The organism is Herbaspirillum sp. ST 5-3 (assembly GCF_004804275.1).
Classification (GTDB): Bacteria; Pseudomonadota; Gammaproteobacteria; order Burkholderiales; family Burkholderiaceae_D; genus Noviherbaspirillum.
On the sequence record NZ_STGI01000004.1, the window covers coordinates 1 to 16,700 of the forward strand.

General features: G+C 55.5%; 11 protein-coding genes. All 11 read right to left on the reverse strand.

From position 1 onward, the window contains the following. Positions 1-367: 367 nt before the first annotated feature. Entirely contained in the window at positions 368-3,118 is a 2,751-nt protein-coding gene (gene ppc, locus E6W33_RS09405; protein ID WP_136416842.1) for a phosphoenolpyruvate carboxylase, read from the reverse strand. Between the two features lie 107 nt (positions 3,119-3,225). Further along, on the reverse strand, positions 3,226-4,692 hold the full coding sequence (gene zwf, locus E6W33_RS09410) for a glucose-6-phosphate dehydrogenase (RefSeq protein ID WP_136416845.1): 1,467 nt from the start codon (positions 4,690-4,692) through the stop codon (positions 3,226-3,228). A gap of 296 nt (positions 4,693-4,988) precedes the next feature. Continuing rightward, positions 4,989-6,341 (reverse strand): ATP-binding protein, encoded by a 1,353-nt coding sequence (locus E6W33_RS09415; RefSeq protein WP_136416847.1) that lies wholly within the window; start codon positions 6,339-6,341, stop codon positions 4,989-4,991. A 3-nt stretch (positions 6,342-6,344) separates the two neighbouring features. After that, entirely contained in the window at positions 6,345-7,496 is a 1,152-nt protein-coding gene (locus E6W33_RS09420; RefSeq protein WP_136416849.1) for an FIST N-terminal domain-containing protein, read from the reverse strand. 40 nt (positions 7,497-7,536) lie between these two features. Beyond that, positions 7,537-8,682 (reverse strand): ABC transporter substrate-binding protein, encoded by a 1,146-nt coding sequence (locus E6W33_RS09425; RefSeq protein ID WP_136416851.1) that lies wholly within the window; start codon positions 8,680-8,682, stop codon positions 7,537-7,539. Between the two features lie 80 nt (positions 8,683-8,762). Then, positions 8,763-10,049, reverse strand: a complete 1,287-nt coding sequence (locus tag E6W33_RS09430; protein WP_136416853.1) for an ABC transporter substrate-binding protein — start codon at positions 10,047-10,049, stop codon at positions 8,763-8,765. A 114-nt stretch (positions 10,050-10,163) separates the two neighbouring features. Next, a complete protein-coding gene (locus E6W33_RS09435; protein WP_136416855.1) occupies positions 10,164-11,810 on the reverse strand; it encodes a methyl-accepting chemotaxis protein in 1,647 nt (548 codons plus the stop codon). 180 nt (positions 11,811-11,990) lie between these two features. Continuing rightward, on the reverse strand, positions 11,991-13,031 hold the full coding sequence (locus E6W33_RS09440; RefSeq protein ID WP_136416857.1) for a porin: 1,041 nt from the start codon (positions 13,029-13,031) through the stop codon (positions 11,991-11,993). Positions 13,032-13,422: 391 nt separating this feature from the next. Beyond that, entirely contained in the window at positions 13,423-14,445 is a 1,023-nt protein-coding gene (locus E6W33_RS09445; protein ID WP_247869598.1) for an SIS domain-containing protein, read from the reverse strand. Continuing rightward, positions 14,426-15,565, reverse strand: a complete 1,140-nt coding sequence (gene nagA, locus E6W33_RS09450) for an N-acetylglucosamine-6-phosphate deacetylase (RefSeq protein WP_136416859.1) — start codon at positions 15,563-15,565, stop codon at positions 14,426-14,428. Before nagA ends, E6W33_RS09445 begins: the two co-directional genes overlap by 20 nt. 78 nt (positions 15,566-15,643) lie before the next feature. Further along, positions 15,644-16,690 carry an ABC transporter ATP-binding protein gene (locus tag E6W33_RS09455; protein ID WP_136416862.1) on the reverse strand — a complete coding sequence of 349 codons (1,047 nt, stop codon included), beginning with the start codon at positions 16,688-16,690 and terminating at the stop codon, positions 15,644-15,646. Positions 16,691-16,700: the final 10 nt, after the last annotated feature.

A 16,700-nucleotide genomic window follows, 5' to 3' on the forward strand; every position in this document is an offset into this window, starting at 1 on the left:
AGCGATTCCTCGCCGCCGCACCTTCCACCAAGCGCCCACACTTATCGGCTGTTACTTTTTAAAGAACTCGTTCCGCCCGCACAACCTCTGCAGGCTGCACATCACTTTCAAAGCGCTGTGTTTGAAAGCGAACCGTGTTGAACGGTAGCCCCTGTCTCGACTCGGAAAAACCCTCAATTTGCAGAGTTTTCTTGTTCGCGTTTCGCGACGGGAGCCGAACTATAGCAAAGCCTTCGGCGCAACGCAACACTTCTTTTATCCAAAACTGAAAGAAAACAATTTATTAAAAAACCGACAATTGCGAAGTAAGGATAAGGGCAGGCATCCAGGCAGCTTGCCATCATCGCATCGGGGCCGTGACAAGCACTCAACCGGTGTTGCGCAGTCCGGCGGCAACACCGTTGATGGAGAGATGGATGCCGGTCCGAACGCTGTCATCCGTCTGACCATCGCGGAAGCGCCGGAGCAGTTCGACCTGCACAAGGTTAAGCGGATCGATGTAGGGCAGGCGACTGCGGACGGCATAATTCACAAAACGAGAGGAATGCTCCGGATCCGTCTGTTCGGTAATTAACGCCAATGCCGTGACAGTCAAGTCATATTCGTGCTTAATGCGTGCGTAAATCGTCTTGCGCAAGGCCTCGTTTGAGACCAGCGATGCATAACTGCCGGCGATCGCCATATCTGCTTTCGCAAGCGCCATATCCATGTTCGAGAGCAGCGTCCGGAAGAATGGCCACTCCCTGTACATCCGCTGCAGCAGCGCCCGGCCCTTCTCGGACTCTTCCGAGAGGTAGACGCGCACGGACGACCCAAAACCGAACCACCCGGGAAGCATGACGCGGCATTGCGACCAACTAAGCACCCAGGGAATGGCACGCAAATCTTCTATTGCTGTCGTCTTCTTGCGTGATGCCGGGCGGCTGCCGATATTAAGACTCGCGATTTCCGATATGACAGTGGACTCCCAGAAATAGCTCTCAAATCCATCTGTTTCATAAACTAGGCCGCGATATGCGCGAAATGCGACTTCGGACATGCGTTCGAGAGCCGCCAGGAACTCCGGCGCCGGCGCGCTGCCCGCTTGGAAACTCGCTTCGAGCGTGGCTGCGATCAGTACCTCGAGGTTGCGCCTTCCCACTTCCGGATTGGCATACTTGGCTGTAATCACTTCACCCTGTTCGGTCAGGCGAAACTGTCCTTGCACGGACCCCGCGGGTTGCGCGAGGATAGCATCGTAGCTCGAGCCGCCGCCGCGCCCCACCGACCCGCCACGACCATGGAACAGACGTAACCGTATCTGATGCTTGGCGAAAACACGAACGAATTCGGACTCCGCCTTATATAGCTCCCAGTTCGAGGTCAGGAACCCGCCATCCTTGTTACTATCCGAGTAACCGAGCATGACTTCCTGGATTTCCCCACGGGATCGCAGGAACTGCTTGTACTCGGGTATCGCAAATAGTGCGTCCATGACAGATGCGCCCCTGCGCAAGTCTTCAATGGTTTCAAACAAGGGGACGACGTTGATATCAAGCTTGCGCTCGGCCGGACGATACAAACCTGCCTCCTTGAGCAGGGTCGCAACTTCGAGGATATCCGATACCGACGCAGCCTTGGAGATGATGTAGTTTTTGATCGCACCCGCTCCGTACCGGACGTGGGCGTATCGCGCCGCATGAAAGACCGCGAGCTCAGACGCGCATTCGTCGGAATACAGCAGATGCGGCGAAACGAGTGGTCGAGATGAGGCAAGCTCCCCGAGCAGCAGCGCGACACGGTCCGACTCGTCGAGAGATAGATAATCAACATGGACGCCGGACGTGCGCAGCAATTCCGCTACGACGCGCTCGTGCACATCGGCATTCTGACGCAAGTCGACAGACGAAAGACAGAATCCGAATACATCTACCGCGCGCCGCAAGTACCGCAAGCGTCCGCGAGCAAGAATGGCGGATCCGTTGATCGTTAGCGAATGGTGCACGACGTCCAAATCGTGCATTAACTCGGCTGCATTGTCATACCGTCGGGCTTCTGCCGCAGAATGGCGCGTCGGCCGTCCGCCGGTCATGGCATGAAAAGTAGCAAACAATCGCGCATGTATTCCCGCCATCGCGCGGCGGTATGGTTCGCCAGCACGGTGAGGCGATGTATCGGGGGATCGATTCGCCATTTCCAGAAGCTCTTCCGAACATTCCCCTTCGGCTTTAGCGATCGACAACTGCGAAGCAAGAATATGCACTTCATCCAGGTAGAAGCTCAATGCCCTTTCGCATTGCATCTTCAAGGTCTGCTCCAGGACTTCCGCGGTCACAAAGGGGTTGCCGTCTCGGTCGCCGCCGATCCAACTGCCAATTGTCAGGAAGCTGGGAAGGGCAGCTAGCTTGGGCGAAGCCAAGCGCGGCGCTAACAGGTCCTCCAGGTGCGCATACAGACGCGGCACTTCACGCAGCATCGTGTAGTCGTAATAAGCCAGTCCATTTTCAACTTCATCGATGACCGATAGCTTTGCCCTGCGCAGCATATGCGTTTGCCAAAGAGTGAGAATTGCACGACGCAATGCGCCCTCGTTCTCCGACGACTCTTCCGGCGTCTGCTGGACGCGGTCGCGCTCGTTGAGTAACTGCGCGATCGCCATACGGCAGTTGAGAATGCTTTTGCGCTGTATCTCGGTTGGATGGGCTGTGAGCACGGGGCTTACCAACGCGTGCCTGAAAAATTCCCACAGATCAGACGGCTGCGCACCAGATTCAAGTACGCCAGTCACTGCATGCGACAGACTCCCTGCCTTAGGCGCCGAGCCGACGATGCGATCAGCCCGTTCACAACGGAGTTGATGCTGGTCTTCCGCCATATTGGCAAGGAGTAAAAAGTAGCTGAACGCACGCAATACATGCGCTGCTTCCCCAGGCGACAATGAACACACGATTTCTTTCAGCTCTCGGTGCGCCGCCTGGTTTTCGTCACGCTGGAATCGGATTGCCGCTTGGCGGACGTTTTCAATCAGATGGTAGACATCGTCACCTTCTTGTTCACGAATCGTCTCGTCTAGTATCCGGCCTAGTTGCCGAATATCGTATTGCAGGCGATTGTCGTTGCCGAGGTCAAGGAGTTGCATATCTGGCCGAAACGTTTCAAGATCAAGGTGCAAAAAAATTAAGTGATTACTGCTACCCCGTAATACCGTGCCTCGAAGAAGAGGTGCAAAAACAGATCGGAGTCTGATTATTCATGCCATACGAAACCGTCGCGTGCGAGCAAGGCGGAGGCCGCACTCGGTCCCCAGCTTCCCGCAGCATATGAATGCGGATTCTCGCCAAGCCTCGCCCAGCCGTCGATAATCGGCTCTACCCATTCCCACGCCGCCTCAAGTTCGTCGCGGCGCATGAAATGCGTAAGTCGGCCACGAATAACATCGATCAACAGGCGCTCATATGCCTCTGCCCTTCGTTGAGGAAAAGCGGATTGCAGGTCGAGGTTTAGCGTGACCGGGCGCATGCTCATGCCGCTACCCGGTTGTTTCGCCATGATCTGCAAGCGGATAGCCTCTTCCGGCTGCAATTCGATCACGAGGCGGTTTGCGACACCATGGGATGCATCGGGAAAGATGGAAAACGGCGGGTTGGTGAATTCGACTACAATCCGCGACGATCGCTTCGGCATTCGTTTTCCAGTGCGAAGGAAGAATGGAATCTTCGCCCAGCGCCATGTGTCGACATACGCGCGCAAGGCAACGAATGTCTCGGTGGTGCTATCCTGCGGCACCTCTTCCTCCTCGAGGTATCCCTTTACTGCTTCGCTCCCAACCGCCCCTCGTATGTACCGGCCGCGTACAGTGTCGCGGGCGATGTCAGCCACGGTCATGCGACGCAAGGAACGGAGCACCTTCAACTTCTCGTCGCGCACACCATTGGGCGACAATGAGACAGGAGGCTCCATTGCGATGATGCATAGGAGTTGGAGCAAATGGTTCTGCACCATGTCGCGCATCGCGCCAGCGCTATCGTAGAAGCCGGCGCGACTACCGACACCCACCGTCTCCGCCACGGTGATCTGAACACTTGAAATATTCGGCGCGCGCCAGATCGGTTCGAGAATCGAATTCCCAAAGCGTAAAACCATCAGGTTCTGCACTGTCTCCTTGCCCAGATAGTGGTCAATGCGGTAGATCTGCTCTTCCTTGAAATGCACACCAACGGCATCATTGATTTCTGTTGCCGAGGATAAATCACGTCCCAAGGGCTTTTCGAGAACCACCCGACTATTGCGGTCAACCAAGCCGGATGCAGCTATCTTGTTGCAAATGGTCGTAAACAACGATGGCGCCGTTGCGAGATAGAACACGCGTTCAGCTTCCTTGCGGGTTCTATCTGCAAGCGCCGAGAAATCGCGGTCTTTCATGACATCGATGCAGATGTAATCGAGCAGCTCTAGAAAGCCGGACCAGGCGTCGGCGCCAAAGTTATCAGGGGATACGAACGGACGCGACTGAATTTCGACGAAGGCGAGATAATCGGAGCGGCTGAATTCATGACGGCCAAGCCCAATAATGCGTGTATCGCGCGGAAGATTGCCGTGCAAATGGGCCATATAAAGTGCAGGCAGCAGCTTGCGTACAGCCAAGTCACCGGCACCGCCGAAGATGATCATGTCGAGAGAAAGTCCAGACAAGGACTTCGAGGCGTTGCTCATGGAGTGACTCTAACGTGTTTAGGTATTTTCCCGGGCAGGCGGTGCATCAACAAAATTGAGCCCAACGGATCTGATTGAAAAAATCCTGGGTGCGTCGCACCCAGGACCAAAAGGCTCTGCAAGTCGGCGTCATGCCGCGTTGCCTTCACCCTAGGAGACAAGCTGTTTCGGTTTGTCTTCATCCGATGTTCATGACGTTCGGGCAGTACATTTTGTTTCCCTCCACCCACTTCTTTCCTTGTATGAAATCAGTATCGCAGACGCCTTCATAATATGTGGTGCTGGCCGCGCGGAAACTAATACGATTCTTGCAGCACGCCGATTCCACGCTCGCCATCATTGCAAGGAAGGGGTGCGAAGCGCGGCAAATCCAGAAAAAAGGTGGTGCCTTTCCCCTCCTCGCTACTCAGTTCGAGATGCCCGCCAAGCAGCTTATAGACTTGCGTGTACACGATATACAAACCAAGCCCCGAGCCCCCCTGCCCCAACTTCGTTGTAAAAAACGGGTCGAAGACATGATTGCGTTTGTCGACCGGTATGCCGATTCCATCATCGGCGAGCGACAAGATGACGTGCTCCCTGCCTCTCGCTGCGACATGTATCTTGATTGCTCCCGCAGTTCGCCCTTCAAAAGCATGAACAAGGGCGTTGCTGATGAGGTTGGTAAGTATCTGGCTTATCGCCCCAGGATGGCTGTGCATTTCTATTGGCTCAGTCTGCTCGACGACCACCGCGTAGGGAGTACGCCGTAGCGTCGGGGCCATTGCCAACAGCGTGTCTGAAATGACATCCTTCAATAAGAATTTGCGACGACTCTCATTCACCCTGTCGACAGAGAGTTGTTTGAAATGGCCAACGATATCGGCTGCACGAACAAGATTGCGTTCGAGAATTTGCGCGATGTCGCATGCCGTATCGAGATAATCTTCCAGCGTACTGCGTTTCAAGCCGCCTGCTGTATACTGGCTCTTCAGACTATCGGCTTCATGGGCAAGCGTCGTTGCTACCGTCAACGCATTTCCGATAGGTGTATTGAGTTCGTGTGCAACTCCTGCCACCAGAGCGCCAAGGCCGGCAAGCTGCTCCTTCCGAACAAGTTCATTCTGCGCGGTTTTCAACTCGCCTATGGTGCGGGAAAGCAGAGCATTTGCCTCGGCAAGTTCGCCTGTACGCTGCTTTACTCGAAGTTCAAGTTGATCATTCAACGCGTGCAGAGCATCTCTTGCTGCACGAAGTTCGTGAATTTGATCGCTCAATCGCAAGGTCAGCCGGTTGTAATCGCGGCGCGTCATCTCCAGCTCTCGGCCCAGGCGTTGAGCCTTGAATTCTGCTGCCACTGCCTGTTGCGTTGATGTGTCTGCGGCAGATATCGCTGCGAACCAGCATGTTGCGAACGATGGAATCAGACGCAGATCCTTTTCCGGCACAGAAAGTCGCCATGCGAGGGATGAGAACTGTGCGATCTGAACGCATTCTCCCGGCGTGACGACAATGCCGGCGAAGTCATCTGCAGAGTCTCCCAGAGAGACCAGCACCTCGTCCAGGCTTCGAGCCAAGATAACAATCGGACCGTTAAGCAAAAGTCGTTTGCTCGGAACTGCGAGGCTAAAGCCATCCGGCGCGGGCTCGATTGTGGATAATAATCGCATCGCCTATTTGCCAAGCAACAGCAATACGAAGGTCATGTTGTGGAATAGATTGCGAGTGAGTTGGCCGTGGTGACAGAGTGGGGAGAACTCTCCGAAACCGGGGAACCCCGCCAACGGAATCGGTCTCTTCAAAGCGCACGTGAGCTCTTCTAGTTCAAGTTCTATGTTCCCGCCAGCGAGCCACTTCCGCCCCGCGCAGCTCACAACGAGGGCGGCGAGAGGTTCAAATCGACATTCACTGAGGCACGCTGCCAGCGACTGCATCTCCAGCCTCATGTCATCGGGCCGCGTGACGCAGACCTGAACTGTTTCGCCGGCGGCGATGCTGCCCCGAAGCATCAACGCGCCGTCGGAGAGGTAATCCTGCTCGAAGGCCCGGAGCCGCTTCTCACCAGGATACTGCGGAACAGTAGTCATCAATGCAATGCCCTGGTCCGCCGGCATTATCGGCTTTCCCATCGCGTTTTCAATGAAACTTACTGCGTCAACGCCCGCAATTCGATGAACAATTTTCCCGCCAGCTTCATTAATCACACCGTTCTCACCAGTCGGAACAAAGGAATTGAAGGCATACACTTCAAATGGAATCTCGCCCGCAACGGCCAACAGCACAACCGAATCGCGCATGACTTTACGGTCCCTGAACTGATAGCCGCGCGCCAGATTGCTGTTGTCGTGCCCTGCCATCCCACCAATGACCGGAACGTTGATTTCATCTCGGATGACCGATTCGATGCTGCTTCCGTCCGCGAGGGAATCCGATACGATGTAGTAAAAGGCGGGCTTTCGACCGTCCAGTGCCAGCTCCAATTTGAACAATGCACTGTGCACGGCGCGTTCTGGGTCACCCGCGACTCCATGTCCGCTTTCAACATACCATTCAAGCTTTCCATCGCTGGCGATTCCGAGTGCGGCAGCCCCGACCTCGCTCGCGCCTTGCCACTCGTAGATGCCGTCACCTGTCGCCCCGATCACGCGCGTTCCGTGATCGTCGAGGCCATCGTACAGTCCATCCATGAACTGCCCCATATCGTCATACTGGACAGTAGCGAACAGAAATACAATTTCCGGCCTGATCTCGCTTAAGGCCTCCCCAAGAAACAGGCCGGCACGATATGAGTCGACAATACTTGTTCGGGCAGACTTTGCACGCATGGAATCTCCTTGCAAAGAGACTGAATCGATGGCGCCGGAATCAGTGCCTTATTTTTCCGTCCGACGTGAGTAGGGTCAGGTCTACCATTCTTGACGCTGAGTGTCTTTTCGGCCCGAAGCTTACGTTGAAGCCTCCGAGATCAAAATCGGCAAGAGACTCAAGGGCAGCAATTACACCCGCTTGCGAGAGATTTTCGGGCGCTTTTCGCATCGCCTCAACGATTGTTCTGGCTGCGACGTATCCCTCGATGCTGCTGTAACTCGGTTCGAATTTTTCCTTCAAGACAGCCTTACCCGTCGCGAGGTATTCCTTTGCGATGGGGGTTGTCGCCGCAAATGGATAGGGCATTACCTGGCTGACCATTACACCGCGCGATGCTTCCGGCAGTTCTCGAATGAGAGATTGTGTGCCTACGGAAGAAATGTCGCAGAACATTCCCTGATACCCGGCCTTTCGCGCAGCCCGAATGAATGCCGCGCACGAGTGATACGCTGCGATTTGCACGATGGCGTCAGGTTTGCTCGCCAATATTGATCGAACAGCGGCCTCGACATCATCCGAGTTTCGCTCCACTTTACCAATACCAGTCGGCGACAAATACCTGAGCTTGAGAGCGCGTCCCACACCAAGAAGCCCAGCTTTCCCCTCGCTGTCATTCTGATAGAAAACCGCAATCCGCTTGATTCCCACCGTCGTTAAATGATTGACAATTGCCGTCGTCTCATCGACATATGACGCGCGAATGTGAAAAACGTACGGACTGAACGGAATGCGTAATGCTTCCGAGCCAGAAAATGGCGCAAAAAACAGCTTCTGTGATTCATTCGCATAGCGCAACGCCGCCATGCTCGTTGCGGTTCCGACATACCCGAACAAGGCGAATACACCTTCGTCAATCAGGCGGCGTGTGTTTGCGGCGCATCGTTCCGGATCGTATCCGTCATCCAGCGTTCGCAGTTCAATTTTTCTGCCGCCGATTCCGCCACGTGCATTGATGCTTTCAAAATGGCAGAGCGCACCATCTCTGAACTGCACTCCCAACTCGCCTGCGGGCCCGGTCAACGCCGCAGACTGTCCAAGCACGATATTCCCGTTGGTCTTCGTCTGTGTCGAGGCAATCGCGGCCGGCAGCACACCGTATGCCGCCATACCGTATGCCGCACGCAAGATTTGACGTCGCTTCATCACTTACTCCCTACACGGTTGCTTAGCTTGTTTGCATGGATTATTTGCATCGATTGGGAATCCGCGTCCTCGGATCGACTTTAATTGGTTCCTCGGTCACGGCGCGGCCCGTGTTTCTTTTGCGGTTCGTACCACCGCATCAAGCCACTCTGTAGCCTTTCGGCTGCGGCTTCAGGAGTCAGAGTTCCATTAATTACGCCGGCAGTGACGACCCAGAACTCGTCTTCAAGATTTGGAGTTCCACGGGATAAGATCTGGTAGGTGGGTCGAATTGTGGGCTCGCATTTGCTCCGCCAGCTCGCGAACTCTCTTGCCAAGGGGCTGCTGAGTTCGATTCGCTCTTTGTTGAGGCTGAAAAATCCCGGCAGCGCGTTTGAGTAGAGCGTGGCAAACTCGCTGGACGCAACCCATTCAAGAAAGACCTTTGCTTGCTTGACATGCGGCGATTTTGGGTTGATGCCAAGCGCAATGTCAGGATGATCACTGATATAGCAGGTATCACCGGCACTTTGAACCGGCGGAGGAAACGCACCAAGCTTGAATGGAGCCTTCTCGAAATCGGCAATTTCCCAGGAGCCGGCAGGATAAATCGCTGCGGCGCCGAGTGTGAACAGGTTCTGGCTATCGGGGTAGGTTTGCGCTTCAAATCCCTCTCCCAGAAATTGCCTCCATTTTTGCAGGGCTCGAAACGGCGCCACCCATTGGGGATCGGTCAGCTTCTCAACACCTGAAATCAGCGCCTTTCGACCGGCCTCCCCCATGTAGTAGGTAGGACCGATATTCTGGTATCCCATCGTTACGGTTTCCCAACCGTCTTTCGTCCCCATGGCCAAGGGAATGTATGTGCCATCAGACTTGAGCTTGTTCAGAACAGAGAAAAACTGATGCACAGTAGCCGGCGCAGTCAGTCCGAGCTTCCTGAATGCGTCCGCGTTGTAGATGAACCCGTGAATGACAGCCGCCATCGGGACACAGAATGTCGTCTTCCCGTCGTCCGTTGACCATGCAACCTTTGCCAGCGGACTGAAGTTCGCCATTCCCTCCAAATCATTTACCGCCAGCAAATGCCCCGTTTGATAGAGCTGAAGCGATTTGTCAAATGCACGACAGGTAATGAGGTCGCCGGCAGTTCCATTCTTGAGTCTTGTAGCGACCGCATTGTCATACTGCTCGGGCGCTGTTGGATCGAACTTGATCCTGATCCCCGGGTGTTTCCTTTCGAAAGCGGGAATGAGTCTGTCCCGCCATACCGGTAGGTCATCGTATCGCCAGCTCTCTATTTTCAACGTAACAGTAGCCTCGGCGAAGGATAGGTTCGCAGATAGCGCAAGTATGGCCAACAGCACACGTGAAATGACTGTAATCAATCGATGTCTCCCCGTCCCCGCGAGCAGTAGCTGCGGTGACCCTAATTCCTGGAAATTGGTGGGTGCGCGCACGGCATGCGCACTTTCCTCGTCGGCCCGCTTCTGCGTTGCAGCCTAATGAGCGAGCCGCTTCACTTGACGGATTCTCTGTACCGGCTCGCGCATCACTTCGAACTCGGGCGGATCTTTCTTGTGGGTTGCCATGCCGGCGGCCGGTTCCCGTATCCTGAACGCGGCGACAGCGTTGACCAAATGCTGCCCCTGCTGGGCAAGGCTTTCAGATGCCGCTGCGGATTGCTCCACAAGCGCAGAGTTTTGCTGTGTCGAACCGTCAAGTAATGTGATGGCACTGCTCACCGCGGCGATGCTCGACGCTTGCCTGGCTGATGCTTCACTAATCGTTGCGATGAGCTCGCTTACACGCCGGACCTGGCCCGCAATATCTGCCATGGACTGTCTGGCATTGATCACCTGCCGTGCGCCAGTGTCGACCTTCTCATTGCTATCGACAATCAGCTCCTTGATTTCCTTGGCTGCTTGGGCGCTGCGCTGGGCAAGACTACGCACCTCGCTGGCGACGACACCGAATCCGCGCCCTTGTTCACCTGCCCGAGCTGCTTCCACCGCCGCATTCAGTGCGAGGATATTGGTCTGGAAGGCGATGCTATCGATCAGCCCGGTAATATCGCCGATCTTGCTGCTCGCATCCGTAATTTGCCGCATCGTGATGACGACATGTTCCATCACAGCATCCCCCAATGCCGCGGCCTCGCTTGTTTCCGCAGACAGTTTCTTCGCCTGCTGCGCCGTGTCGGCGTTTTCGCCAACGCTTTCACTCAGCCTGCCCATTGCAAACACTATCTGCTGCAAGTTGGCTGCTTGCTCCTCAGTGCGATGCGACAAATCTGCGTTGCCGGCTGCAATCTCCTTGCTGCTCTTTGCAATGAGGTCGCTTCCATTTCGAACTTCCACAACCAGATGAGACAGTCCGTCGTTCATTTGCGACAGTGCTCGAAGAAGTTGTGCAGCTTCGTCTCGCCCGGAAGTATTGAATCGCGTAGTGAGATCTCCCTTGGCCGTCGCCTCCGCGACTTCGACGGCGGTCCGCAAGGGTTTCAAAATGCTTCGGGTAATCGCAACTGCAAGTGTCGCTCCCAGTGCAATGGCACCAAGCATGGCCGCAATGATCCATGTCCGTGCCGAAACGAAGGTCCTGGTGCCGTAAGCGCCGGCATCCTGACCTCCCTGGATGTTGTAATCCACGATACGGCGCAAGGCCGCCGCCGCACGGTCGTATTTCTGCTGCGAGTTGTAGCGCAGGAGATTTCTGGCGTCTTCCGCCTCATTTGCGCGTGAAAGCCTCAGCACACGCGCATGCTCGTCGAGGTAACGGCGTCTCTCGCGCTTGTATTCGTCCCAAAACTTCTTTTCCTCAGACGAAGTAATGAGCTTCTCGTAGCCGTCGGCATTCTTGTCGAGCAGAGCGGAAATGGCGGCCATTTCCTTTTCATACTTTGCCTTCTCGTCCGGTTCCGTCGAAAGAATGTGCTGCACCTCTGCGATTCGGAAATTTGAAGAATCGGTATTCATTTCCGCGGTATACCGTGCGGCTGCCATCCACTTGTCCGTAACGTCACTTGCGGCCCGCCGGACTTCCGTAAGCTGCGAAATCGCAAACACACCCATTACCGATGTCAAGGCCAGGGTTGCGGCAAAGGACGCCGTGAGTCGCGTTCCAATCTGAATTGCGTTCATCTTCATGATTGACCTCTCGAATCCATCGAGGTGCGAACCTCGGCACTGCACATGACGTCTGGCGATAACGCATCTCGATCGCTAGCTACCGCCCAGCTTTTTGCACGCTTGACCGTGTCTTCGGTTACGGTTGGTGACGGAAGACACGGTTGTTTGCAGCAATCAATTACTACGCTATAGAGTGCTTCAGAAGCTGTGCCCCATGCCGAACTCCAGGGTATTAACTGCCGACAATCCATCAGCCTTTGACTGGCTGATGTTGGTGTACACGTTGGTGCGCTTGCTCAGGTTGTGCTGATATCCGAGCGAGACGCGCTTGTACGCAGACTTCGTAGTCGAGCACAAGCAGTCATCCAGATGGCCATACGCCGCCTTGACAAGGCCAGCACTGCCAACAGGAGCGGTCGCCGCAAGCACGTAGGAGGTGTAATCCACGTTGTTGACGGTAGTCCGGGTATAAGAGAAGGCCGGCTTGACAACGCCAAAGTCGTAGCTACCGACGATATCCCACAGTTTGTCTACCGGAACGTCATTGCTCAGGCCGTGACTGCGGTCAAAACCGAGCCCGACCGTGAGCGGTCCATTGCGATAAGTGACAGCACCACCGACATCTTTGCTGGTGCCATAAACATTGGCGCGATCAGACGGCGCGTAGGCCAATTGGAATGTGATGCCGTTCAAATCCGGAGAACGATAACCGATCGTGCCAGGCGTACGGAGGTAGTTCGTTTGCGTGTAGTTGGCTTGCTGAATCACCCAGCCCATGCCAGCCTGATTGCCGTCCCAATACCACGGGTCGGCGGCGAGAAGCAATTGCAGACCCGCCGGAGACAGAACATAGCCGCCATAGAATTCGCCGAAGCTGCCGCCGAACTTGATTTCAGAGTTTCTCCCGAAAATTCTTCCCTGGGTTTTGAAATCCTGGCCGCCCGTACCATTCTGGATATTGAGGCCGCCTTCAAGGTTGAAGCCCGCGTAGAGGCCGCCACCCAGGTCCTCTTTCCCTCTAACGCCCCACAGGGAAGAGTTATCGACCATCTGGAACTTGTTGATGAGTGCCGTGTTGGTGCCGAGAATCGGCGTCTGGCCGGTAAGCTCAAAGTTGCTGGCGACCAGGCCGGCATTCACGCTACCGAACACGGTTACCGAAGATTGGGCGCTGGCTGCGCAGCAAACGAATGCAAGGGCCAATGCGGCCGGCATGGATTTCAAATTGTAACGGTTCATTACATCTCCTCCCAGGTTAAAAGATTTGCAGCTAAACTAGCTGCGTGTTGAAGTGCTAGTGGTCCTCTTCTTACAGACTGGTGGCGGCACCTATTGCCGCACAGGCGTTGAACAAACAAATCGCTGTTTCGTTTTCTCCCTTCTCTTCAAAGTGGTCCTGTTATAAAATTGACGTAGTCGTCCCCCCGCCGATCCCAAGCCGGGATAGCGTGCGCGGCAAAGCCAATTTTTCGGGCAAAAATCTCCCTCTCATTCCGACGCGTATCGGAAATCCGGTGAACTGCGTAATCACTGTGCAGCCGTCTAAGGCGGCCCGCGATTTTGCGATATCAAGTGATTCATGATGTAGTTCATCATCGTGAATGCCTGCGAATTTTTTCGCACTTGGCTGTCAGAGTGTTGAAGTCACCTTGTTCAAATGCCGTGGCTTGTCGGGATCATAGCCTCGCGCCCGTGCGACGGACTCGACCATCAGATAAAAACTTTGAATTGCAGAGATAGGGTCCAGGTCAGGCGTTGCCGTTGATGTCAGCGTGAGGTCCCGTCCACGAACATCGTCCGGAGCCGCGAGCAGTACATGGGCGCCTCTTGTCCGCATTTCCTCGGCGAGAGCGAGTAGCGATGCCTGGGCCGGGCCGCGCGGCGCAAAGACGAGCATCGGATAGCCATCGTCCACCAAAGCCATCGGACCATGCTTCACTTCGGCTGCACTGAACGCTTCCGCCTGAATCCCGCACGTCTCCTTGAATTTGAGCGCCGCTTCCTGCGCAATGGAGAGGCCGGTGCCCCGCCCGATGACCATGATCCTTTCCGCTGGCTTGAGGACATCGATGGCCAGACTCCAATCCTGTCGACAGGCGTCATGCAAGACATCCGGCAGCGACTGGATTTCATTCGCCAAACGTTGATCATCGCACCAGGCGGCGACCAATTTAGCGCTCGCGACCAGACTGCAAATGAAGCTCTTGGTTGCAGCTACGCTGCGCTCCGATCCCGCGTAGAGCGGAATCACCCACTCGGACGCCTCGGCCAATGGCGAAAGCGTGTCATTGACGAGCGCGACCGTTTGCGCACCATCATTTCTGAAGGCCCTGATCGGGGCCGTTAAATCGGGGCTGCGACCTGATTGCGAAATTGCGACTGCGAGCAACCCCCTCGCCGAAATGGGAGCATCGTACAAAGTGAACAAAGACATCGGCAACGACGTCACGAGATGCCCCGCGCGGACTGCACTCAGGTAGGACAAATAGCTCGCGGCATGATCTGAACTTCCACGCGCAATCGTCACGGCGCCCGCTGCTTGCTGGCGGCGCAACATTGCCCCGATCTGGCTGTAGCGCCCCTCGTTCTCCTTGAGATGAGTTGCGACCCGTTCGGCCGCCGAGCAGGCCTCTTCACGCATCAGTGAGTACAATTGATTCTCCTTCGACATAAACGGCTTTGACCTGCAGATCTGGCGTCAGCACAACCAGATCGGCCCATACTCCTCGCTCCAGTCTGCCTCGATCGGCGAGGCCGATATGGTTCGCTGGGTAAGTGGAAAGGCGGCGTGCTGCATCTGCCACATCCAGGCCGATTTTCACCAGGTTTCTTAGCGCCTGGTCCATGGTTAAAGTGCTTCCCGCCAGCGTTCCATCGGACAACCGGACTCCGCCCATGCACTTCGTGACTCTGTGTGTTCCCAGTCGATATTCGCCATCAGGCATGCCAGACGCGGCTGTCGAGTCCGTAACGCAGTACAAATAGGGAATCGAACGCAGGGCCGCTCGAATCGCGCCGGGGTGAACATGTATCAGGTCTGGAATGATCTCCGCATAGTCAGCATGCGCAAGTGCTGCACCAACCATTCCCGGCTCACGGTGTTGAAACGGGCTCATCGCATTGAACAGATGGGTGAATCCTTTTGCACCTGCCGAAAGCGCTGCAACGCCGTGTTCATAACTCCCTGACGTATGGCCGCATTGGACCACAATCCCCAGGTGCTTCAGGCCACGGACGAACTCAAGATGCCCCACCATTTCGGGTGCCAGCGTCACAATCCGAATCCGCGCTATTTCGTTAAGCGCTTGCAGCTCATCCATGTTGGCACTGCGTGCGAAGTCCGGCTGTGCTCCGAGTTTCCTGCTATTGATGTAGGGACCCTCAAGGTGAACGCCGAGAACCCTGGCGCAACCTGGACTGCGGTTCGTTACAGCGTGGCCAACCGGTGCAATGGCGACTTCCAGTTCCGACCGGGCTGCTGTCACGGTCGTTGCAAGGATTGCGGTGGTTCCATTCCGCGCATGGGTTCTCGCAATTGTGTCGATCGCGTCACCGCCACTCATGACGTCGGCTCCACCTCCGCCGTGTACGTGCAGATCAATAAAACCGGGCAGGATAATGGCGTCATCAACGTGCGGATAATCTGCGCTGGTTCCATCCACGCGCCAAATTTTGGAAGTAAATTCGATTTCTCCACGAATCCATCCACCCGGAGTCAGGATACATCCTGCCAGCCGCTGCCGATCAGCCGTTGTTCGTTTATCGCTATTCATGATCTGGCATTTCCTGCGAAACCATTGTCCTGGCATGCGCAATTTGCATGTATTCCCTCTGATTTCTGCGATGGCGTCTCACGCCGCCGACACCTTCTGATAGTTCGTCGATGACGTGCCATCGTCACGCACACGCATTCCGGACTGGTCGAAGCGGAGCACCTTTCCCAACATGGGAGTCAGGCCGATACGGTCTCCCACCGCCGCCGCACTTCCACCTACAATCCGAACAGCGAGCTCCGTTCCGAAGTCCATCGTCACGAACAGATAGCTATCAGAACCGAGATACTCCACATGCCTGACAATGCCCATCCACTTTGGCGCATCATCCGTAACGACTATGTGTTCGGGCCGCACCCCGATCGTTGCGACACCTTCGCGCTGAGCCACAGGTCCCGTAATGAAGTTCATTTTTGGCGAACCGATAAATCCTGCCACGAACAAATTTACCGGGTCGTTGTACAACTCTTTCGGATGGCCGACTTGCTGGACGGTACCGTCCTTCATCACGACAATTTTGTCGGCAAGCGTCATTGCTTCGGTCTGGTCATGCGTCACGTAAATCATCGTTGTGCCAAGTGCGCGATGCAGTTGCGCAATTTCCAGACGTGTATTGACGCGAAGCTCCGCGTCGAGATTGGATAACGGCTCGTCGAAAAGGAAAAGCTTGGGCTTGCGCACAATAGCCCGGCCGATGGCAACACGCTGCCGTTGCCCGCCCGATAATTGTGCCGGGCGGCGCTCAAGAAGGGACTCTAATGCCAGCATGGCGGCGGCGGCATCGATGCGCCGCTTGATCTCATCCTTGGACACCCCCTCCCGCTTAAGAGCCAGACTCATGTTGTCGGCGACGTTCAGGTGCGGGTAGAGCGCGTAGCTTTGAAATACCATGCCGATCCCTCGCTTTGAGGGCGGCACCGTATCCATGAGCGCTCCGCCTATTCGCAGGTGCCCCGACGTGTGCTCTTCGAGTCCGGCAATAATTCTCAGCAAGGTCGATTTTCCGCATCCGGATGGGCCCACAATGACCACGAAACTGCCTTCCTCGACCTTTAAATCAATCCCGGTGAGGACATCATGGCCGCCATAGGATTTTTTTACTTGTTCAAGTTCTAATGCAAACATTTTTCGTCTC